This is a genomic window from Micromonospora sp. NPDC093243 (genome assembly GCF_044753725.1).
In the GTDB taxonomy this organism is placed as follows: domain Bacteria; phylum Actinomycetota; class Actinomycetes; order Mycobacteriales; family Micromonosporaceae; genus Micromonospora.
This window is the reverse complement of sequence record NZ_JBIVNT010000003.1, coordinates 342,274-362,397: the sequence shown is the minus strand read 5'-3', so window position 1 is coordinate 362,397 and position 20,124 is coordinate 342,274. Positions and strand designations below refer to the sequence as shown.

Below are 20,124 nucleotides of genomic sequence, written 5' to 3'. Positions count from 1 at the left end.
GGTGGCGGGTTTCCCGGTATGACAGTCACGAATCGGTCGTAGTCGTAATTAAGTTGGTATACGCGGTCAGCCGGCGCGCAGGAGGCCGATAGCCGGGCGTCAGCCGGCGGCGCCACCCACCGGCCGGCCGTCACTCCTCGACGCGGGCGACCTCGCGGGCGGCCTCCGGGCCGGCGTCGAGCAGCCGGCGGAAGCCGTCCTCGTCGAGCACCGGCACCTTGAGGCTGGCCGCCTTGTCCGCCTTGGACCCCGGGTTGTCGCCCACCACCACGAAGCCGGTCTTCTTGGAGACCGAGCCGCTCACCTTGCCGCCTCGGCTCTGCACCGCCTCGGCGGCCTGGTCGCGGGAGAACCCGGCGAGCGTCCCGGTGACCACCACGGTGATCCCCTCCAGCGGTCGGGGGCCCTCGTCGACCGCCTCCTCCGCCATCCGTACGCCGGCCTCGCCCCACTTGCGGACGACCTCGCGGTGCCAGTCCACCGCGAACCACTCGCGGATGCTCGCGGCGATGGTCGGGCCGACCCCGTCGACCGAGGCGAGCTCCTCCTCGCTGGCCTTGTCGATCGCCTCGATGGACCGGAAGTGCCGGGCGAGCGCCTGCGCCGCGGTCGGGCCCACGTGCCGGATGGAGAGCGCCACCAGCACCCGCCACAGGTCCCGCTCCTTGGCCACGGCGAGGTTGTCGAGCAGCTTGGCGGCGTTGCTGCCCAGGCTGCCGTCCTTGTTGACGAAGAACGGCGACCGGCGCAGCTGCTCGGCGTCGAGCAGGAATAGGTCGCCCTCGTCCTGGATGATCTCGGCGTCGAGCAGCGCCGCGGCGCCCTTGTAGCCGAGCACCTCGATGTCGAACGCGCCACGGCCGGCGAGGTGGAAGACCCGCTCGCGCAGCTGGGCCGGGCAGCTGCGGGTGTTGGGGCAGCGGATGTCGACGTCGCCCTCCTTGGCGGGGGCGAGTGGAGTGCCGCAGGCCGGGCAGCTGGTCGGCATCACGAACGGCCGGGCGTCGGCCGGCCGCAGGTCGACCACCGGGCCGAGCACCTCGGGGATCACGTCGCCGGCCTTGCGCAGCACCACGGTGTCGCCGATCAGCACCCCCTTACGCTCGACCTCGCGCGCGTTGTGCAGGGTGGCCAGCGCCACCGTGGAACCGGCCACCCGCACCGGTTCGAGCACCGCGAACGGAGTGACCCGCCCGGTACGCCCGACGTTGACGTCGATGTCGAGCAGCTTGGTGGTGACTTCCTCGGGCGGATATTTGAAGGCGATCGCCCACCGCGGAGCCCGGCTGGTCGAGCCGAGCCGGCCCTGGATGGAGACCGGGTCGACCTTGACCACCACGCCGTCGATCTCGTGCTCGACGTCGTGCCGGTGCTCGGCGTAGTGGGCGATGTAGTCGGCGACGCCACCGAGATCGGGCACCACCCGCCAACGGTCGCTGGTCGGCAGACCCCACGCCTTGAGCGCCGCGTAGGACTCGGACTGAGCCACCGGCTGGAAGCCGCGCCGGGCGCCGATGCCGTGCACCACCAAGCGCAGCGGTCGTGACGCGGTGACCCGCGGATCCTTCTGCCGCAGGCTGCCGGCGGCCGCGTTACGCGGGTTGGCGAAGGGCGCCTTGCCCTGCTCGACGAGGCCGGCGTTGAGGTCGGCGAAGGCGGCCACCGGGAAGTAGATCTCACCCCGGACCTCGAGCAGCTCGGGCACGTCGGGGAACTCGGCCGACGGGGCGAGCTGACCCGGCACGTCGCGGATGCTGCGCACGTTGGCGGTGACGTCCTCGCCGGTGCGGCCGTCGCCGCGGGTGGCCGCCCGGACCAGCCGACCCTTCTCGTAGGTGAGGTTGATGGCCAGGCCGTCCACCTTGAGCTCGCACAGGTAGGGCACCGGCCCGCCGGCGTCGCGCTCGACCCGCTCGGCCCAGGCCGCCAGCTCCTCGTCGGCGAAGGCGTTGTCGAGGGAGAGCATCCGCTCGGCGTGGGTGACCGGGGCGAAGTCGGTGGAGAAGGTGCCACCGACCCGCTGGGTGGGCGAGTCGGGCGTGCGCAGTGCCGGGAACTCCGCCTCCAGCGCCTCCAGCTCACGCAGCTGGCGGTCGAACTCGGCGTCGGAGATCGTGGGCGCATCGAGCACGTAGTAGCGGTATTGGTGCTCGGTCAGCTCGCGGCTGAGCGTGGTGTGCCGCTCACGCGCCTCCGGCGTCGGCTCGCCACCCGCCGCCGCCTCCTGCGCCGGGCTGACCTGCTGGCCGATCTGCTCCTCGGACACGCCGCCACCTTCGGACACGCTCTGACCTCCCCTGATCACGCTACTCCGGCACGGTATCGGGCCGGTGGGACAATCCGCCGCCCACCCACCGCACCGTCGGCTGCATCCCACCACCCCACGCACCGCCGCAACCGCCGCGCCGGCATCGACCGCACCGCCGGCTGCATCCCACCACCCCACGCACCGCCGCATCCGCCGCGCCGGCATCGACCGCACGCGGCGCACCGCCGCGTCCGCCGCGCCGGCATCGACCGCACCGCCGCATCCGCCGCGCCCTCGGTACCCGCCGCGCCGCGCTCCGGCGCGCCGCCGCGCGGCGCCAGCCGGACGGTGGGCCGGGTGGCGTGCGAGGATCGCCGCACCGCGCCGGGCGGCAGGCGAGAGGCAGGGATACGGATGCCGGAATGGTTGCTCTGGGCGGCCGCGATCGTGCTGGCGGTGGCGGCTGGCTGGGCCTGGCAGGACCGGCGGCAGCGGACCACCCGCCGGGACGCGGCCCGGAACCGGCCGGCCGGGCGCTCCGCCCCGACCCGTGGACCCGGCCGGACGGGCGCGCCACCCCGGCCTCGCGCCGCCGACCGGGCACCGGCCGGTGCGCCCCGCCCCGGTGAGATCTGGTGGGCCGAGGTCCCGTTCGCCGACGGCAGCGGCGCGAAGGTTCGCCCGTGCCTGGTGCTACGCGCCGACGCCCGCGGCGCCGACGTCCTCAAGATCACCAGTCAGGACAAGAGCGACCGCGACGACCACGTGCCGATCCCGACCCGCGACTGGGATCCGGACGCCGACCACGACAGCTACCTCGACCTGAGCGACCCGATCCGGGTGGCCCTACCGGCCTTCGAGGACCGCGCCGGTGACTGCGATCCGGCCCTCTGGCGCCGCCTCCGCGCCCTGCCCCACCTCTCCCCCTAGACCGCCCTCTGCTCCCAGCCGTCGAGCGGTCGGCCGCTCGCGTCCCCAGGCGGCCAGCGGCTCGAGTGCGTCGTTGAGGCGCTTGCCGTCCTCGGTCAGCGAGTACTCGACACGGGGCGGCACCTCGTCGTAGGAGACGCGGTGCACGACGCGGTCCGATTCCAGCTCACGTAGGTGAGAGGCCAGCACCTTCTCGGTGATCCCCGGAAGCAACCGACGCAGCTCGCCGAAGCGGCGGTAGGGATGCTCGTGGAGCGCCCAGAGGATCAGCACCTTCCACTTGCCGCCGATCACCTCCATCGCGGCGTCGATCCCGCAGGCGTGTCCGTCTGGTGCGCCCGGCCGGTTCAGCGTCGTCATGCCCCACCTTCCGACGTGCTCGCTCACCCCGGGGTAACCACCCACTCCGAAGTGCGTACTTGATCACCTCCGGGCCGGTGACCAGCCTAATCGGCATGGCACAGAACACCGTTGAGAAGACCTCCGTCACGATGCTGGGCCTCGGCGCGATGGGCACCGCGCTGGCCCGTACCTGGCTTGCCGCCGGCCACCCGCTCACCGTCTGGAACCGAACCCCGGCCCGCGCCGCAGCGCTCGCCGTCGAGGGTGCGAGGGTCGCGGACAGCGCCGCTGAGGCGGTCGCAGCGAACACCCTGGTCGTCGTTTGTCTGTTGGACGACACCTCTGTCGACGAGGTGCTGGCTGACACCGACCTGGCCGGCAGGGACCTGGTCAACCTCACCACCAGCACCCCTGCCCAGGCCCGCGCCCGCGCCGAGTGGGCCGGCGAGCGCGGCGCCCGCTATCTGGACGGCGGGATCATGGCTGTCCCTCCGATGATCGGCGTGCCGGAAGCCGGCGGCTACGTCTTCTACAGCGGCTCGCGGGAGCTGTTCGAGCAGCACCAGGAGACATTGGGCGTCCCGGTCGGCACCACCTACGTCGGCGAGGACGCGGGCTTCGCAGCCCTGCACGACGTGGCCCTGCTCAGCGCCATGTACGGGATGTTCGCCGGAACCTCGCACGCCTTCGCCCTGATCCGCAAGGAGGACATCGACCCCGCGTCGCTCGCCCCGCTGCTCGCCGACTGGCTCGTCGCGATGGCCCCGGCAGTTCACCAGACCGCCGAGCAGTTGCGCAGCGGCGACTACACCAAGGGTGTCGTCTCCAATCTCGCCATGCAGGTGGCCGGCACGCCGACCTTCCTGAGCACCGCCGAGCAGCAGGGGGTCAGCCCGGAACTGCTCAGCCCTTACTTCGAGCTGATGCGCCGCCGCCTGGCCGAGGGCAGTGGCGAGGAGGATCTGACGGGCGTGATCGACCTGCTGGTGCACTGACCGGCCGCTCGCCGCTCGCCCCCCGCTCCGGCCCCGGTGATCAAGAGGTTCGCGTCACCGGGGCGGGCCGATCTGACTCAGATCTCTTGATCACCGCGACGGGTCGCGGGCGGGGGTGGTGAGGGTGGTCAGCTGGTCGGCGTACTCGATCCGGGTGGCCCAGGTGGTGGGCCAGGCGGGCATGCCGGCGGCGGCGCCGACGAAGGCGCCGGCGAGCGCCGCGATGGAGTCGGAGTCGCCCGCCGTGGTGGCACCCCGGGCGAGCGCACCGACCGGGTCGTCGGCGTGCCGCAGCGCGCAGTACAGGGCGGTGGCCAGCGCCTCCTCGGCCACCCAGCCCTCGCCGGTCAGCCGGCACGGATCGCCACCGTCGTCGGGGCGGGCCAGCGCCTCGGCCAGTCGGTCGAGCGCGACGAGGCACTCGTCCCAGCCCGCCGCGATGAACTCCGCCGGGCTCGTCGCCCCGGTGCGCTGCCACAGGTCGCCGAGCCAGTCGGCGCGGTAGACGCTCCGCTGCGACCGGGCCCGATCGGCGAGCAGCGCGGGCAGCTCGGTGAGCGCGACGCCGTCGAGCAGCACCCGCACCGCGTACGCGGTGAGCTCGCTGGCCGCCAGCCCGGTCGGGTGTCCGTGGGTCAGGCCGGCCTGGAGCTGGGCGAGCCCGGCGAGAGTGTCCACCTCGACGTCGAGCAGCCCGACCGGGGTGACCCGCATGTTCGCCCCGCAGCCCTTCGAGCCGGCGACGGTGGCCTCCTGCCAGCGCAACCCCCGTCCCAGCTCGCCGCAGGCCCGCAGGCAGGTCATGCCGGGAGCGCGGTTGTTCTCCGGGCTGGCCGCCCAGGCCAGGAAGCGTCGCCGCAGTGCCGGCTCGACCGCCTCCGGGGTCAGCGCCGGGGCCTCGCGCAGTGCCCAGCCAACCGCCAGCGCCATCTGGGTGTCGTCGGTGACCAGCGCCGGATCTCCGACGAGCTCGCGCGGGCCGGACGGGCCGTGACGGCGGACGATCTCGGTAACGGCGAGGAACTCGGTCTCCTTGCCGAGCGCGTCACCGTAGGCGAGGCCGAAGAGCGAGCCGGCGGCCCGGCGGAGCGAGGAGTCGATCACGCCTGTGATCATGCCCGCCGGCCGCCACCCCGGCCAGGCGCGCCGCCCCGCCGTGGCCGCCAGCCGTGCCGCCGGTCGTCGACCGGGCCGACCGCCCGGCGCGCAACCAGCCGGGCCGGGCCGACCGCCAGGCCGGCCGAGCGCCGAACCGCCGGCGGCCCGCGCTCAGTCCCAGCAGAGGCAGAACGGGTGGCCGGCGGGGTCGGCGTAGACCCGGAAGCCCTCGCCCTCACCGGGGAGCCGCCGGGCACCGAGCGCCAGCGCGGCCTTCTCGGCGGCCTCGATGTCGTCGACCGTGACGTCGAGGTGGAACTGCTGCGGTCGCTCCGGATCGGGCCAGGCCGGCGCGCGCAGGTTGAGCGCCTTCTGGAACGCCAGCCGCGGCTGGTGCCCCGGCCGGCCACCGAGCACCACCCACTCGTCACCGTCGGAGTTGTCCTCGATCAGGTCGAGGCCGAGCAGTTCCGCGTAGAACGCGGCGAGGGCCCGCGGATTCGGGCAGTCGATCACCGTTGAACGCAACTGTCCAATCATGGTGGTGATCCTGCCCCGCGGGTACGACGGGAAACCTCAGTCCTCGGCGAGCCGCCGCCCGGCGTCGCGGCACGCGGCGAGCACGGCGCGGGCGTACGCCGGGGTGGCGCCGGCCAACCCGCACGCCGGGGTCACCACGACCTGCTCCGAAAGGCGCGAGCGCGGGAAACCCAGCCGGTCCCAGAGCTGGCGTACCCGCTGCGCCACCTCGGCCGAGGTCGGCGCGCGACCGGTCGACGGCGGGCTGGTGGGCGCGGCGCCGGCCAGCAGCCCGAGCCCGGCGTCGATCGCCTCGCCGAGCGGATCCAGGTCGGTGACGAGCGCCAGGTCGAGGGCGACCCCGACGGCGCCGGTGGAGCGGATCAGCTCGATCGGCACGTCCGCCGCGCAGCAGTGCACCACGGTCGGTACCCCGACGCCCTCGACGACCGAGCGCAGCAGCGCCGCGGCGTCCTCCGACTGCACCGCCGGGTAGACGCCGAGGCCGCTCTCGGTCGGCACCCGGCCGGCAAGCACCGTCGGTAGCGACGGCTCGTCGAGCTGAAGCAGCACCGAGGCCCGGGGCAGCCGGCGGGCCACCGCCGCGAGGTGCCCGCGCAGCCCTTCGGTGAGCGACCCGGCGAGGTCACGGACCGCCCCCGGGTCGCGCAGCAGCCGGCCGCCGATCGGCAGTTCCACGGCAGCGGCCAGGGTGTACGGCCCGGCGGCCTGCACTTTGATCGGGCCGGCGTACTCCTCGGCCTGCTCGGCGAGCTGGTCGAGGTCGCGCTCCATCAGGTCCCGCGCGCGGCGCAGATCGCGGCCGGGGCGTGGGGCGATCCGCCAGCGGGCCGCGTACAACTCCACCGGCAGCTCGACCAGCAGGCCGGCGCCGCGGCCGATCAGGTCGGCGCCCGGGCCGCGCGCCGGTAGCTCCGGCAGGTGGGGCAGCGCCGGGAGTTCACCGAGGACGATCCTCTGCGCCTCGGCGATGTCGGTGCCGGGTAGCGAGCCGATGCCGGTCGCCGCGCCGGCTGGCCACGGCCATGCCTGATCTGTCACTGCCGCAGGGTATCGGGTGGGCGACCGCCCGGGGCCGGAGCCCGCGTGCGCGCCGCCACAGGTCAACCGGTGATGGTGGCGGAGCCGAGCACCACGTCACCGGCCGGGTCGGGCCGGTAGGCCACCACGGCCTGGCCTGCGGCCACGCCGCGGACCGGCCGGCGCAGCTCGGCGTGCAGGGTGTCGCCGGCCAGCGCCACGGTGGCGGGTACCACCTCGCCGTGGGCGCGCAGCTGCACCTCGCACTCGACCGGCGCGTCCGGGTGCGGGCCACCGGTCCAGACCGGGCGCTCGGCGCGGACCTGGGACACCTCCAGCGCCTCGGCCGGGCCGACGGTCACCGTGTTGGTCTTCGGCGTGATGGAGAGCACGTAGCGGGGTCGGCCGTCCGGGGCCGGCCGATCCAGGTGCAGGCCGCGCCGCTGGCCGACGGTGTAGGCGTACGCGCCGCTGTGGCTGCCGACCACCGCGCCGGTGCTCGCGTCGACCACCTCGCCGGGCGCCTCACCCAGCCGGCCGGCGAGGAACGCCCGGGTGTCGCCGTCGGCGATGAAGCAGATGTCGTGCGAGTCCGGCTTGTCGGCGACGGCCAGCCCACGGCGGGCGGCCTCGACGCGGACCTCCGCCTTGGTCGAGTCGCCGAGCGGGAAGACCGACCGGTCCAGCTGCGCGCGGGTGAGCACGGCAAGCACGTACGACTGGTCCTTGGCGACGTCGACGCTGCGGCGCAGCAGGCCGTCCGGGCCGAGCCGGGCGTGGTGCCCGGTGACGACGGCGTCGAACCCGAGGGCCACCGCGCGGTCCAGCACCGCCGCGAACTTGATCTTCTCGTTGCAACGCAGGCAGGGATTCGGGGTACGGCCCGCCGCGTACTCGGCGACGAAGTCGTCCACCACGTCGGCGTGGAACCGCTCGGCCATGTCCCAGACGTAGAACGGGATGCCGATCACGTCGGCGGCTCGCCGGGCGTCCCGGGAGTCCTCCAGCGTGCAGCAGCCGCGCGCCCCGGTGCGGTAGGTCTGCGGGTTACGCGCGAGCGCCAGGTGCACGCCGGTCACGTCGTGCCCGGCCTCGGCGGCTCGCGCCGCCGCGACCGCCGAATCCACCCCGCCGGACATCGCCGCCAAGACCCTCACCAGCCACACTCCCTTCCGCACCACAACCCTATCCGCCCCGCCCGCGACCCCTCATCCACGCACCCCGCTCCCCCGCCGCCGGGTCCGCCGATCATGCAGTTCTGGTGGCGGACAAGGTGTACTTACCGGGGCAGAACGGGCACCACAACTGCATGATCCACGCAGCGGTGGGGCGGTGCGGCGGTGCGGCGGTGGGGCGGGGGGTGGGTGAGGGTGGGTGAGGGTGGGCGGGGGTGGGGGTGCGGGTCAGGGGCGGGGGGTGCGGTAGGAGGCGGCGCGGCGGGCCCGGTCGACGGCGGCGGGAAGTGCGGCGATGAGCGCGTCCACGTCTGCCGTGGTGGAGGTGTGTCCGAGGGTGAACCGCAGGGACGAGCGGGCCCGGTCGTCGTCGGCGCCCATCGCCAGCAGCACGTGCGAGGGCTGGGCGACGCCGGCCGAGCAGGCGGAACCGGTGGAGCAGGCGATGCCCTGGGCGTCGAGGAGCAGCAGCAGGGCGTCGCCCTCGCAGCCGGGGAAGGAGAAGTGCGCGTTGCCGGGCAGCCGATCGGCCGGATCGCCGTTGTAGATCACCTCGGGCACCGCCTGGCGGACCCGTTCGATCAGGTCGTCGCGGAGCGCGGCGATCCGGGCCGCGTACTCCTGCTGACCCTTGACCGCCGCCTCGACAGCGACCGCGAAGGCCACGATGCCGGCCGTGTCGAGGGTGCCCGAGCGGACGTCGCGCTCCTGGCCGCCGCCGTGCAGCAGCGGGGTCGCCGCGACGTCCCGGCCGAGCAGCAGCGCGCCGACACCGATCGGGCCGCCGAGCTTGTGCCCGGTCACGGTCAGCGCGGCCGCGCCGCTGGCGGCGAAGTCCACCGGCACCTGGCCGACCGCCTGAATCGCGTCGGTGTGGAACGGCACGCCGTACTCGGCGGCGACCGCGGCCAGCTCGCTCACCGGCTGGACGGTGCCGACCTCGTTGTTGGCCCACATCGCGGTGACCAGGGCGACCTGGTCGGCGTGCGCCGCCAGCTCGGCGCGCAGCGCGGCCGGGTCCAGCCGGCCGGCGCCGTCCACCGGCAGCCAGCCGACCTCGGCGCCCTCGTGCGCGACGAGCCAGTCGACCGAATCCAGCACCGCGTGGTGCTCGACGGAGCTGGAGACCACCCGGCGGCGGGCGCCGTCGGCCGTTCGGCGGGCCCAGAAGATGCCCTTGACCGCGAGGTTGTCGCTCTCCGTCCCGCCGCCCGTGAAGATCACTTCGGACGGCCGGGCGCCGAGCGCGGCAGCCACCCGCTCCCGGGACTCCTCGACCCGGCGACGGGCGCGCCGGCCGGCCGCGTGCAGCGACGACGCGTTGCCGACCTCGCGGGCGGTGGCGACGTACGCCTCCAGTGCCTCGTCGAGCATGGGAGTGGTCGCCGCGTGATCCAGGTAAGCCATCACCGTTCAGCCTACGGCCGGGCGGTGGGCGCCCGACGGCCGAGGGCACCGTCGGTGAGCGCGGTGAGCCGGGCCGGGGACGTCGCCCACCGCGTACGGCCGGCGATGAATGCCCGGGACGTGCCGGGGTACTAGGGGTCGCGGGCGATTCACGTCGGGTAGCACGGCCCGCGGTGCCACCGATCGCCGCGGCTAAGGCATACTCGGTTGTCGACGTCTTCCGCCGAGCGACACAGCCTGCCTCCTGCGGCGACCGCACGCCCAGGGGCACCCTGACGGGCTGATCGGCGGGCCGGCTCAGCTCCCCGGCCCGCCGATCAGCTCCCTCGCCGGCGGTTCCCGCAGCACATGCACGACGAGTGGCCATCCGGCAGCGGATGGCCACTCGTGGTGTCTCCGGCCCGGAGGCGACGACCTGCCGCCCCCGGAAACCCCGCGTCACTTGCGCTTGCGGATCTCCTCCGCGGCCTGCGGGACGACCTTGAACAGGTCGCCCACCACGCCGAAGTCGGCCAGCTCGAAGATCGGCGCCTCGGCGTCCTTGTTCACCGCGACGATGGTCTTCGAGGTCTGCATGCCGGCCCGGTGCTGGATCGCCCCGGAGATGCCGAGCGCGACGTAGAGCTGCGGGGAGACCGTCTTGCCGGTCTGCCCGACCTGGAACTGGTGCGGGTAGAAGCCGGAGTCGACGGCCGCCCGGGACGCGCCGACCGCACCGCCGAGCAGGTCGGCGATCTCCTCGACCAGCTTGAAGTTGTCGGCGTTGCCGACGCCGCGACCGCCGGAGACGACCACCGACGCCTCGGTCAGCTCGGGCCGGGAGCCCTTCTGCTCGGCGACCCGTTCCACCACCTTGGCCAGCTTGTCGGTGTCGGCCACGGTGACGCTGAGCTGCTCGACCGCCGGGGTCGCGGCGGCCGGCACCGGGTTCACCGAGTTCGGCCGGAGGGTGACCAGGGGCAGGCCACGGGTGACCTTGCTCTTGACGATGGTGGAACCGGCGAAGGCGACCTGGGTGGCGGTGCCATCGGCGGTCAGGGTCACCACGTCGGTCAGGATGCCGTTGTCCAGCTTGACCGCCAGCCGGGCGGCGATCTCCTTGCCCTCCTGGGAGGAGGCGAGCAGCACCGCCGCGGGCTGGACCCGCTTGACCAGCTCGGCCAGCACGGTGGCCTTCGGCGCCACCAGGTAGCCGTCGATCTCCTCGCCCTCGGCGGCGTAGATCTTCTCCGCGCCGTACTCGCCCAGCTTGCCGCTCAGCGCCTCGGCCGCGCCGGGCCCGCCGAGCACCACGGCGCTGGGCGTGCCCAGCTCGCGGGCGAGGGTGAGCATCTCCAGGGTGACCTTCTTGACGCCGAATTCCCGAGTGGCTTCGACGACGACGAGAACCTCAGACATGTCCAGACCTCTCACACGAACTTCTCGGTGGCGAGGAACTCGACCAGCTTGACGCCGCCCTCGCCCTCGTCGGTGACCTTCTCGCCGCCGGAGCGCGGCGGGCGCTTGGCGTGCTCCAGCACGGCGCTGGTCGCGCCGTCGAAGCCGACCTCGCTCGGGGCGACACCGAGGTCACCCAGGGAGAGGGTCTGCACCGGCTTCTTCTTGGCCGCCATGATGCCCTTGAAGGACGGGTAGCGCGGCTCGTTGATGGTGTCCCAGACGGAGACCACGGCGGGAGTCGCGGCGGTGATGACCTCGTAGCCCTCCTCGGTCTGCCGCTCGACGGTGAGCGTGCCGCCGTCGACGGTGAGCTTGCGGGCGCCGGTCAGCGCCGCCACGCCCAGCCGCTCGGCGATCATGTGCGGCAGGACCTGCACCCGACCGTCGGTGGACTCGGCGCCGCAGATGACCAGGTCCGCGTTGAGGGTGCCCAGCGCGGCGGCGAGCACCTTCGAGCTCGCCACGGCGCAGGAGCCGTGCAGGGCGTCGTCCACGACGTGCACGGCCTTGTCCGGGCCCATGGAGAGGGCCTTGCGGATCGACTCGGTCGCCCGGTCCGGACCCATGGTCAGGATGGTGACCTCACCGCCGTGCGCTTCCTTGATCTTCAACGCCTCTTCGATGGCGTACTCGTCCATCTCGTTGATGACGTTGTTCGCCGAACCGCGGTCGACGGTGTTGTCGTCACTGCGCAGGTTGCGGTCCGCGCCCGAATCAGGCACCTGCTTGACGAGTACGACGATGTTCATCGCGCTTCGACGACCCTCCTGTGTGGTGTTGCGATCGCTCGCCCGGTGGGCGCAGCCTCGCCTGTCAGTTGACGCCCGGTCAACCGCGAGCTGCTGTGCAGTTGCCCACGAAGGCCATGTTACCTGCCAGTAGGTTCGGCCTCCCGGGCGCTCGGAGTGACACAGCTCACCGCGCCGCCTCCGCCTGAGTAAAGTTGCATATCGGGAGGTATCGGGACATGTTGGATAGTGGGCAACGATCAGGAAAGAGGCCTGGCCTACCGGCCGGCCGCTCCGACGGCTGCCGCCGACTGCTGTCCGACACGTACCGCTGTGCCTGCGGCCGGGTGCGGGACCGCTGCGTCCGGGCCACCGTCCGGGCGCTCTGGTCGCCGACGCGCCGGGTGCCCGCGCCGACCGCCGGACTCACGCCGGCTCGGCCAACGCCGCCCTGATCCGCTCGATCACCGCCGCCTCGGCCGGGGCGACTCCGGCGTGTGCCCGGGCCACCCGATCGGCCGCGGCCAGCACCACCGACCGGTACGCCGCCACCTCCGCCGGTGACTTCGCGTGCAGGATCCGCAGCGCCCGGGTGAGCGCCGGCAGCACCGTCGACTCGATCTCCAGGGCCGAGTCGCGGGGCAGCTTCGGCAGCGGGCCGGTGGTGAGCGCCTCCTTGACCATGCCGCTCGCGTCGGCGAACGCCCCGGAGGCGGCCGCGCTCTCCCTGAGCACCGACAGCATCCCCGGGTCGGCGTTCGAGACCAGGAAGACCGCGCCGAACGCCCCCGTCTTCAGCGTCAGCCGCTCCTCGTCCGTCAACCGCTGCTCCATGATCACGGAGTGTAGACGTACGGGGTGGTCGTGGTGACCGGGACGAACCCAAGCCGCTGAAGGATCGGCCGGCTGTCGTCGGACGCGTCGACCTGCAACAGGGTGTGTCCCCGCTGGTCGGCGAGCCGGGCCCGGTAGGTCACCAGCGCCCGGTAGATCCCCCGGCGCCGCCACTCGGCCAGGGTCGAACCGCCCCAGAGCGAGGCGAAGCCGGTGGCCGGCAGGTAGCGGACCCAGCCGGCGCTCACCACCGTCCCCTCCGCCTCGGCCACCACGACGGTGATCGAGTGCGGGTCGGTGGCGATCTCCCGGGCCAGCGCGTCCGCGAGATGGCTCCGGTCGGCCTGCCAGACCGCCTCCTCCATCGCCACGATCCGCTCCAGGTCCGCCCGGGCGGTCACCTCCCGCAGGCGTACCCCCTCGGGCACCACCGGGAGCATGGCGGCCAGCGGCGCGACCGGGCCGATCACCACGGTCTCCCGCTCCTCCGGCACGAACCCGGCGGCCCGCAACCGGTCCGGCAGGTCGGCCGGCTCGTCGTGCCCGGCGAGCTTCCACTCCACCGGCTCGCCGCGCTGCCGGAACAGCTCCACCTGCCGCGCGATCAGATCGTCCAGCGCCGCGCCGGTCAGCCCACCCAGGTCCTGGTAGGTGAGGAAACCACGGCGGTCGAGCCCGAGCACCCGGTGCAGCGGCCCGTCGCGCTCGACGGTCACCCCGGCCGGCAGCGGGTCGGGCAGCTCCGGTCGCAGCTGGGTGTCGTACGCGTTGCGCAGGGTGGCCACATCAAGATCCGTCATCGCTTCAGGCTACGACCGGACGCCAGCGGATAATGGGCGACGTGTGGGAGTCGATCAGGCGCTGGTTCGACCCGCGGGAGCTGCGCTCGGTCGGCAACACCCCGGACTACCGGTTCTCGCTGGCCAACGAGCGGACGTTCCTCGCCTGGCTGCGTACCGCTCTGGCGCTGGTCGCCGGCGGGCTGGCCGTGGCCCAGTTCCTGCCGCCGCTGCCGCTGCGGCACCTGCGTGAGGCGATGGCGATCGCGCTGCTGCTGCTCGGCGGCGCGGTAGCGATCCGCGCGGTCGACCACTGGGCGCGTACCGAACGGGCCATCCGGCTCGGTGAGGAGCTGCCCGCCTCCCGGTTCCCGGCGGTGCTCGCCCTCGCCGTGGGCCTCGGTGCCCTGCTGCTGGTGGTCGCGGTGCTGCTCCGAGCCGTCGGCGGACGGTGAGCCGGGCACGCCGGCCGCCGGGCCCGGTGCCCGGCCCGGAGCCACCGTCCGGCCCGACAGGCAGGGCGGGCCGGGGTGCGGCGTCCGCCGCCGGCCGGCCGCTGCCCGACCCCGGGCTGCAACCGGAGCGGACCCGACTGGCCTGGCGGCGTACCGGGTTCTCGGTGACCGTGGTGGCCGTGCTCGCCCTCCGGATAGCCCTCGCCAGCGACCTCGCCGGCGCGCTGCTCGCCGCCCTCACCGTGCTGGCCTCGGGCGGGCTCCTGCTGCTCTGCTGGTGGCGGGGCACCGGGACCGGACCGGCGCGCAGCGGTGGGCGGACCCTGCCGCTGGCCGGCGTGGGCACGGCGGCGCTGGCCCTGCTGGCCGTGCTGGTGGTGCTACGCGGGGTGTGGTGACTGGGCCGGGTGCGCGATGATGGGCGCATGGCCCGGCTCTACGCCCTCCTCTTCCTGGTGCAGATCGTCCTCGCCGTCTGCGCCCTGATCAGCTGTCTCTCCGCCGAGGAGGGCGAGATCCGCGCCCTGCCCCGGATCGCCTGGGTGCTGATCATCCTGTTCTTCCCGCTGATCGGCTCGATCGCCTGGTTCGTCGCCGGTCGGGAAACCGCCCCCGGCCGACCGGCCACCTCCGGGCCCAAGCGGTGGACGCCGGCGCGCGAGCGCCCTCGTCCCGTCGCCCCCGACGACGACCCCGAGTTCCTCGGCTCCCTCGCCGACCGGTCCCGCCCCGACGACCAGGAGCTCTTCCGCCGCTGGGAAGAGGACCTGCGCCGCCGAGAGGACGACCTGCGCAGCCGCGAGGGGACACCGCCGGACGGGCCGCAGCCGCCGCTGCGTCCCCGCGACAGCGAACCACCGCGCGAGGAGGACCGCCCGGAGGTGTAGCTGGGCGACGGCGGCACGGCAGAATCGACCACGTGCGGATCAGCCTGCTCGGGCCGCTGGAAGTCCACACCGACTCCGGGGCGCCGGTCGAGGTCGGCGGTGCGCGGCTGCGTCGACTGCTGATCGTGCTCGCCCTGGAGCCGGGCCGGCTGGTCAGCGCCGGGCGGCTGGTGGACGCAGTCTGGGACGGCCAACCCCCCGCCGGCGCGGTGAACGCGCTCCAGGCACTGGTCTCCCGGCTACGCCGAGCCGCGCCGGGGCTTCCCGTCGAGGCCGGCCCGGGCGGCTACCGCCTCGCGGTCGAACCGACGGCGGTCGACGTGCACCGGTTCGAGGCGGCACTGACCGCCGGCCGGGCCCTGCTCACCACCGATCCGTCCGACGCGGCGCGGCGGCTCGACGCGGGGCTCACCCTCTGGCGCGGACCGGCCCTCGCCGACGCCGCGGACGCCGACTTCGCCCGCGCGCCGGTGGCCCGCCTCGACGAGCTGCGGCTGGCCGGCACCGAGGACCTAATCGAGGCGCGCGCCGCGACTGAGGACCCGGCCGCCCTGCTGCCCCGACTCCGCGAGCTGGTCACCACCCATCCGCTGCGGGAACGACTCGCCCACCAGCTCATCCTGACGCTGCACCGCGCCGGCCGGCCAGCCGAGGCGCTGACCGAGTACGACCGGCTGCGGACCACGCTCGCCGAGACGCTGGGCGCGGACCCGGGGCCGGAACTCAACGCCCTGCACCTGGCCGTACTGCGCGGTGAGCCGGCCGCCGGCACCCAGCACCCGAGGTACGCCGAGGCGGCACCGGATCTCGGCGCCCCGACCATGCCGGGCGCCGGGCCGGTGAACGGCACACCCGGGCCCGCTCAGGCCGCTCCTACGGCGCCTGCTGACCGGCACCCCGGCGCCGCCGCGCCGCTGCGGGCCGAACGGGCCGCGCCCACCGACGAGCACCCCGCCGCCGCGCGGTTCCCGGTGCACAAGCCCGGCGGGCTGCCGGCGACGCTGACCAGCTTCGTCGGTCGGGAGGCCGCCGTCGACCGGGTCGGTGACCTGCTCGGCCGCTCCCGCCTGGTCACGTTGACCGGGCCGGGTGGGGCGGGCAAGACCCGGCTGGCCATCGAGTCCGGACGCGCGGTCGCGCACCGCTTCCCGGACGGCGTCTGGCTGGTGGAACTGGCCCCGGTCACCGATCCGGCCGAGGTGCCGCAGGCGGTGCTCGCCCTGCTCGGGCTGCGCGAGCAGGCACTGATCGCCGGTCGACCCCGGGTGCCGCCGGGTGAGGCGGCCGACCCGACGGCGCGGCTGATCGAGGCGCTCGCCCCCCGGTGCGCGCTGCTGGTGCTGGACAACTGCGAGCACCTGCTCGACGCCGCCGCCGAGCTGGCCGACCGGCTGCTCGGCGCCGCCCCCGACCTGCGGGTACTGGCCACAAGCCGGGAGCCGCTCGGCATCACCGGCGAGACGCTGCGCCCGGTGGAGCCGCTCGCCCTGCCACCGCCCGGCGCCGATCCGGCGGCCGCGGCGGCGTACCCCTCGGTGCGGCTCTTCATCGACCGGGCCGGCGCGGTGCGGCCGGACTTCGGGGTGGACACCGGGACGGTGGCCGCGGTGGTCGGCATCTGCCGAGCACTGGACGGCATCCCGCTCGCCATCGAGCTGGCCGCCGCCCGGCTACGGTCGATGACCGCCGACCAGGTGGCGGCCCGGCTGGACGACCGGTTCCGGCTGCTTACCGGGGGCAGCCGGACCGCGCTGCCCCGGCACCAGACGCTGCGCGCGGTGATCGACTGGAGCTGGGACCTGCTCGACCCGGCGGAGCGGGCGCTCTGGCGGCGGCTGGCCGTCTTCACCGGCGGGGCCACCGCGGCGACGGTCGAGCGGGTCTGCGCGGGCGGCGAGCTGCCCCCGGACGACGTGTTCGACCGGCTCAGCGCCCTGGTCGAGAAGTCGCTGGTGCTCGCCGTCGGCGACCGGGAACCGCGCTACCGGATGCTGGAAACGATCCGCGAGTACGGCCTGGCCCGGCTGGCCGAGGCAGGCGAGGGACAGCGGATGCGGCAGGCGCACGCCGCCGAGTTCCTCGCCCTGGCCGAGCGGGCCGATCCGGAGCTACGCGGGCCGGAGCAACTGCGGTGGATCGCACGGCTGCGCGCCGACCACGACAACCTGCACGCCGCGCTGCGCTGGGTGATCGGCGCCGGCGACGCCGGCACGGCGGTCCGTCTCGTCGGCGCGCTCGGCTGGTACTGGTGGCTGCGCGGGCAGCGCGCCGAGGGCGCCGACCTGACCCGCGAGGTCGTCGCACTCGCCGAGCGGACGGCGGCGCCACTGCCGCCCGAGGCGCTGGCCACGGCCTACGCGGTCGGCGGGATGAACCTGCTGGCCGGCCACGCCGACCTGGACGGAACCCGGGCCTGGATGCGGCGGGCCGCCGAGCTGGCCGACGACACGTCGGAGCACATCATGCTGCGCCTGGTCGGGCCCATGTCCGGGATGGTCGACCTGGCCGACCCGCGGGCCGCGCTGCCCGCGCTCCGGAAGCTCTTCACCGACCCGGAGCCCTGGGTGGCCGCGGTGGCCCGGCTGATGCACGGGCACATGGTGCTCAACGGCGGATCGCCGGCCGAGGAGGCCGCCGGGAACTTCGGGGCCGCGCTGGAGCTGTTCGAGACGGCCGGCGACCGGTGGGGGATCTCGACCAGCCGCTTCTCCCTCGCCGACCTGGCCACCCGGAGCGGGGACCACGCCACCGCCATCGCGCACCTGCGCGAGGCCCTGCGGGACGTGGAGTTGCTGGGGGCGGCCGAGGACGTGCCACAGATGCGGGCCCAGCTCGCCCACCTCTGGTGGCAGGCCGGCGACCGGGACCAGGCGCGCGCGCTGCTCGACGAGGCGTACCGGGAGGCCGAGCGGCTCGGCGCCGACGAGCCCCGGGCCGCAGTGGCATTCGCCTACAGCGATCTCCTCCGCGACGCCGGAGACTGGCCGGCGGCGGCGCGCTGGGCCGAGCGCGCCGCGGCGGTGGTCGGCCGGCGGAACGTGGCGCCACAGTGGCGGGCCATGGTGACCACCGCGCTCGGCCACGTGACGGCCGCCGTCGGTGACCTGCCCGCCGCCCGGGCCCACCTCGACCGGGCATTGGCGTTGGCGATCGAGTCGACGGACGCCCCGGTGGTCTCGATCGTGCTGGTCGGCTACGCCGACCTGGCGCTGCGGGCGGGGCGCCCCGCTGAAGCGGCCACCCTGCTCGGCGGGGCCGACGGGGTCCGGGGCGGCAGCGACCGCGGTTCCCTGGACGCGGCCCGGGTGACCCGGGCCGCCCACGAGGCACTCGGTGAACCGGAGTTCGCCGAGGCGTACGCGGGCGGCCGGGGCACCCGGCCCGATCAGGCGTGCGAGCTGATCCGGGTCACACTCGACGCTTGAGCCCGCGCACCGCCAGCGGCGCGAAGATCACCGCGATGGCGGCCGCCCAGATCAGCGACTGCACCACCGGGCCGGCCACCGGCCCGTCGACCAGCAGGCCACGCAGCGCGTCGGCCAGCACGGTGACCGGGTTGACCTCGACCCAGCTCTGCAGCCAGCCCGGCATGGTCTCGGTCGGCACGAACGCGTTGCTGGTGAAGGTGAGCGGGAAGATCACCATGAAGCCGAAGATCTGCACCTTGTCGGGCTCGCTAACCAGCACCCCGACCAGCACCGAGATCCACGCCGCGGCGAGGGAGAAGGCGAGCAGCAGGGCGAACGCTCCGAGCAGCCCGAGCGGGCCGTTGCCGAGCCGGAAGCCGAGGATCATGCCGACCCCGATCAGCAGCGCCACCGACCAGGCCTGCTTGACGGTGTCGGCGAGGATCCGCCCGGCCAGCGGGGACCAGCGCGCGATCGGCAGCGCGCGCAGCCGGTCGAAGACGCCCTTGGTGAGGTCGTTGTTCAGCCCGAAGCCGGTGGTCATCGTGGCGAAGAAGGCGTTCTGCACGATGATCCCGGGAAGCGCGAACTTCAGATAGTCGCCCGGCGAGCCGGAGATCGCCCCGCCGAAGACGTACGTGAAGAGCAGCACGAACATCACCGGCTGGATGCTCAGGTCGAGCAGTTCCATCGGGTTGTGTTTGATCTGCACCAGGCTGCGCCAGGCGAGCGTGAGGGTGTGCCGCAGACCGGCGCCGATGCCGAGCCGGCGGGCCGGGACGAGCGGGGCGGTCAGGGTGGCGCTGGTCATGCCACGCTCCCTTCGAGGTTGGCGGCGGCCGGGTCGTCCTCGGCCCGGTGGCCGGTCAGCGACAGGAAGACCTCGTCCAGGCTGGACCCGCGCAACGCCAGCTCGGCCACGATGATCCCGGCCTCGTCGAGGCGACGAACCACGGCGGGCAACACACGCTGATCGTTCACCGGCACGGTGACGGTGTTCTGGGCGACCTCCGGAGCGACGCCGGCCACCGCACCGACGATGCTCACCACGGTGGGCAGGTCGGCGACGTCGGCCGGCCGCACCGCCAGGCTCTGCCCGCCGGTCTTGGCCTTCAGCTCCTCCGGGGTGCCCTGCGCGATCACCCGGCCGTGGTCGACCACCGCGATCTCGCCGGCCAACTGGTCGGCCTCCTCCAGATACTGGGTGGTGAGCAGCACGGTCACCCCGTCGGCCACCAGCGACCGGACGATGTCCCACAACTCGTTGCGGCTGCGCGGGTCGAGGCCGGTGGTCGGCTCGTCGAGGAAGAGCACCTGGGGCCGGCCCACCAGGCTGGCGGCAAGGTCGAGCCGCCGGCGCATGCCGCCGGAGTAGGTCTTGGCCGCCCGGTCACCCGCGTCGGTGAGCTGGAAGTCGGCGAGCAGCTGCCCGGCCCGGGCCCGCGAATCGGCCCGGCTCAGGCCGAGCAGCCGGCCGATGAGCAGCAGGTTCTCGGTGCCGGTCAGGGTCTCGTCCACCGAGGCGTACTGACCGGTCAGGCCGATCAGCTGGCGTACCTGGTGGGCGTCGCGGACGACGTCGTAGCCGCCCACGGTGGCCCGCCCCTCGTCGGCGTGCAGCAGGGTGGCGAGCACCCGCACCGCGGTGGTCTTGCCGGCGCCGTTCGGCCCGAGCAGCCCGAAGACGGTCCCGGTCGGGACCGCCAGATCAACTCCGGCGAGGGCGGTGGTGGCGCCGAAGCGTCGCACCAGTCCCTCGGCGCGGATCGCGTAGTCCATCGCAACTCCTGTCGTCCTCGCTGGTGTCACCACCATGAACGACGGCGCTGACACTCCGTC

19 protein-coding genes are annotated in these 20,124 nt (G+C 74.2%); 6 read left to right on the top strand and 13 right to left on the bottom strand.

Annotation, left to right across the window (positions count from 1 at the left end; translation table 11 throughout):
* Positions 1–130: 130 nt before the first annotated feature.
* Positions 131–2,266: an NAD-dependent DNA ligase LigA gene (gene ligA / locus ACIP9D_RS11325; protein ID WP_350869480.1), complete on the bottom strand. Its 2,136-nt coding sequence runs from the start codon at positions 2,264–2,266 to the stop codon at positions 131–133.
* Positions 2,267–2,662: 396 nt separating this feature from the next.
* On the opposite strand from ligA, the gene ACIP9D_RS11320 reads away from it, so the two are divergent.
* Positions 2,663–3,178 (top strand): type II toxin-antitoxin system PemK/MazF family toxin, encoded by a 516-nt coding sequence (locus tag ACIP9D_RS11320; protein WP_350869477.1) that lies wholly within the window; start codon positions 2,663–2,665, stop codon positions 3,176–3,178.
* On the opposite strand, the gene ACIP9D_RS11315 is transcribed toward ACIP9D_RS11320, so the two are convergent.
* Entirely contained in the window at positions 3,095–3,538 is a 444-nt protein-coding gene (locus ACIP9D_RS11315; protein WP_350869475.1) for a helix-turn-helix domain-containing protein, read from the bottom strand. The genes ACIP9D_RS11320 and ACIP9D_RS11315 overlap by 84 nt on opposite strands.
* A gap of 95 nt (positions 3,539–3,633) precedes the next feature.
* On the opposite strand from ACIP9D_RS11315, the gene ACIP9D_RS11310 reads away from it, so the two are divergent.
* Positions 3,634–4,515, top strand: a complete 882-nt coding sequence (locus ACIP9D_RS11310) for an NAD(P)-binding domain-containing protein (RefSeq protein WP_350869473.1) — start codon at positions 3,634–3,636, stop codon at positions 4,513–4,515.
* A gap of 90 nt (positions 4,516–4,605) precedes the next feature.
* On the opposite strand, the gene ACIP9D_RS11305 is transcribed toward ACIP9D_RS11310, so the two are convergent.
* From ACIP9D_RS11305 to ACIP9D_RS11265, 9 genes are all read right to left on the bottom strand, one after another.
* Positions 4,606–5,631 carry an ADP-ribosylglycohydrolase family protein gene (locus ACIP9D_RS11305; RefSeq protein WP_350869471.1) on the bottom strand — a complete coding sequence of 342 codons (1,026 nt, stop codon included), beginning with the start codon at positions 5,629–5,631 and terminating at the stop codon, positions 4,606–4,608.
* Positions 5,632–5,784: 153 nt separating this feature from the next.
* Positions 5,785–6,153 (bottom strand): VOC family protein, encoded by a 369-nt coding sequence (locus tag ACIP9D_RS11300; protein WP_350869469.1) that lies wholly within the window; start codon positions 6,151–6,153, stop codon positions 5,785–5,787.
* A gap of 36 nt (positions 6,154–6,189) precedes the next feature.
* Positions 6,190–7,194, bottom strand: coding sequence for a methionine synthase (locus ACIP9D_RS11295; protein ID WP_350869467.1), 1,005 nt, complete (start codon positions 7,192–7,194; stop codon positions 6,190–6,192).
* Positions 7,195–7,256: 62 nt separating this feature from the next.
* The gene (gene mnmA, locus ACIP9D_RS11290; RefSeq protein ID WP_350869464.1) at positions 7,257–8,330 is read right to left on the bottom strand and encodes a tRNA 2-thiouridine(34) synthase MnmA; all 1,074 of its coding nucleotides are present in this window, start codon (positions 8,328–8,330) and stop codon (positions 7,257–7,259) included.
* A gap of 246 nt (positions 8,331–8,576) precedes the next feature.
* Positions 8,577–9,755: a cysteine desulfurase family protein gene (locus tag ACIP9D_RS11285; RefSeq protein WP_350869461.1), complete on the bottom strand. Its 1,179-nt coding sequence runs from the start codon at positions 9,753–9,755 to the stop codon at positions 8,577–8,579.
* Between the two features lie 438 nt (positions 9,756–10,193).
* Positions 10,194–11,153 (bottom strand): electron transfer flavoprotein subunit alpha/FixB family protein, encoded by a 960-nt coding sequence (locus ACIP9D_RS11280; protein WP_350869458.1) that lies wholly within the window; start codon positions 11,151–11,153, stop codon positions 10,194–10,196.
* A gap of 11 nt (positions 11,154–11,164) precedes the next feature.
* The gene (locus ACIP9D_RS11275) at positions 11,165–11,944 is read right to left on the bottom strand and encodes an electron transfer flavoprotein subunit beta/FixA family protein (RefSeq protein WP_350869455.1); all 780 of its coding nucleotides are present in this window, start codon (positions 11,942–11,944) and stop codon (positions 11,165–11,167) included.
* A 405-nt stretch (positions 11,945–12,349) separates the two neighbouring features.
* Positions 12,350–12,763, bottom strand: a complete 414-nt coding sequence (locus tag ACIP9D_RS11270) for a hypothetical protein (RefSeq protein ID WP_350869452.1) — start codon at positions 12,761–12,763, stop codon at positions 12,350–12,352.
* Positions 12,760–13,557 carry a GNAT family N-acetyltransferase gene (locus ACIP9D_RS11265; RefSeq protein ID WP_350869450.1) on the bottom strand — a complete coding sequence of 266 codons (798 nt, stop codon included), beginning with the start codon at positions 13,555–13,557 and terminating at the stop codon, positions 12,760–12,762. The genes ACIP9D_RS11270 and ACIP9D_RS11265 overlap by 4 nt, the downstream gene beginning before the upstream one ends.
* A gap of 41 nt (positions 13,558–13,598) precedes the next feature.
* Between ACIP9D_RS11265 and ACIP9D_RS11260 the strand changes: the two genes are divergently transcribed.
* Genes ACIP9D_RS11260 through ACIP9D_RS11245 form a run of 4 tightly spaced genes read left to right on the top strand, consistent with a single transcriptional unit; the run spans position 13,599 to position 18,303 of the window.
* The gene (locus ACIP9D_RS11260) at positions 13,599–13,991 is read left to right on the top strand and encodes a DUF202 domain-containing protein (protein WP_350869447.1); all 393 of its coding nucleotides are present in this window, start codon (positions 13,599–13,601) and stop codon (positions 13,989–13,991) included.
* Positions 13,988–14,389 carry a DUF202 domain-containing protein gene (locus ACIP9D_RS11255; RefSeq protein WP_350869445.1) on the top strand — a complete coding sequence of 134 codons (402 nt, stop codon included), beginning with the start codon at positions 13,988–13,990 and terminating at the stop codon, positions 14,387–14,389. The genes ACIP9D_RS11260 and ACIP9D_RS11255 overlap by 4 nt, the downstream gene beginning before the upstream one ends.
* Before the next feature lie 27 nt (positions 14,390–14,416).
* Positions 14,417–14,878: a PLDc N-terminal domain-containing protein gene (locus tag ACIP9D_RS11250; protein ID WP_350869442.1), complete on the top strand. Its 462-nt coding sequence runs from the start codon at positions 14,417–14,419 to the stop codon at positions 14,876–14,878.
* Between the two features lie 32 nt (positions 14,879–14,910).
* Positions 14,911–18,303, top strand: coding sequence for a BTAD domain-containing putative transcriptional regulator (locus ACIP9D_RS11245; RefSeq protein WP_350869440.1), 3,393 nt, complete (start codon positions 14,911–14,913; stop codon positions 18,301–18,303).
* On the opposite strand, the gene ACIP9D_RS11240 is transcribed toward ACIP9D_RS11245, so the two are convergent.
* Positions 18,287–19,096 (bottom strand): ABC transporter permease, encoded by an 810-nt coding sequence (locus ACIP9D_RS11240; protein WP_350869437.1) that lies wholly within the window; start codon positions 19,094–19,096, stop codon positions 18,287–18,289. The two genes, ACIP9D_RS11245 and ACIP9D_RS11240, sit on opposite strands and share 17 nt — an antisense overlap.
* The gene (locus tag ACIP9D_RS11235) at positions 19,093–20,064 is read right to left on the bottom strand and encodes an ATP-binding cassette domain-containing protein (protein ID WP_350869434.1); all 972 of its coding nucleotides are present in this window, start codon (positions 20,062–20,064) and stop codon (positions 19,093–19,095) included. Before ACIP9D_RS11235 ends, ACIP9D_RS11240 begins: the two co-directional genes overlap by 4 nt.
* Positions 20,065–20,124 lie beyond the last annotated feature (60 nt).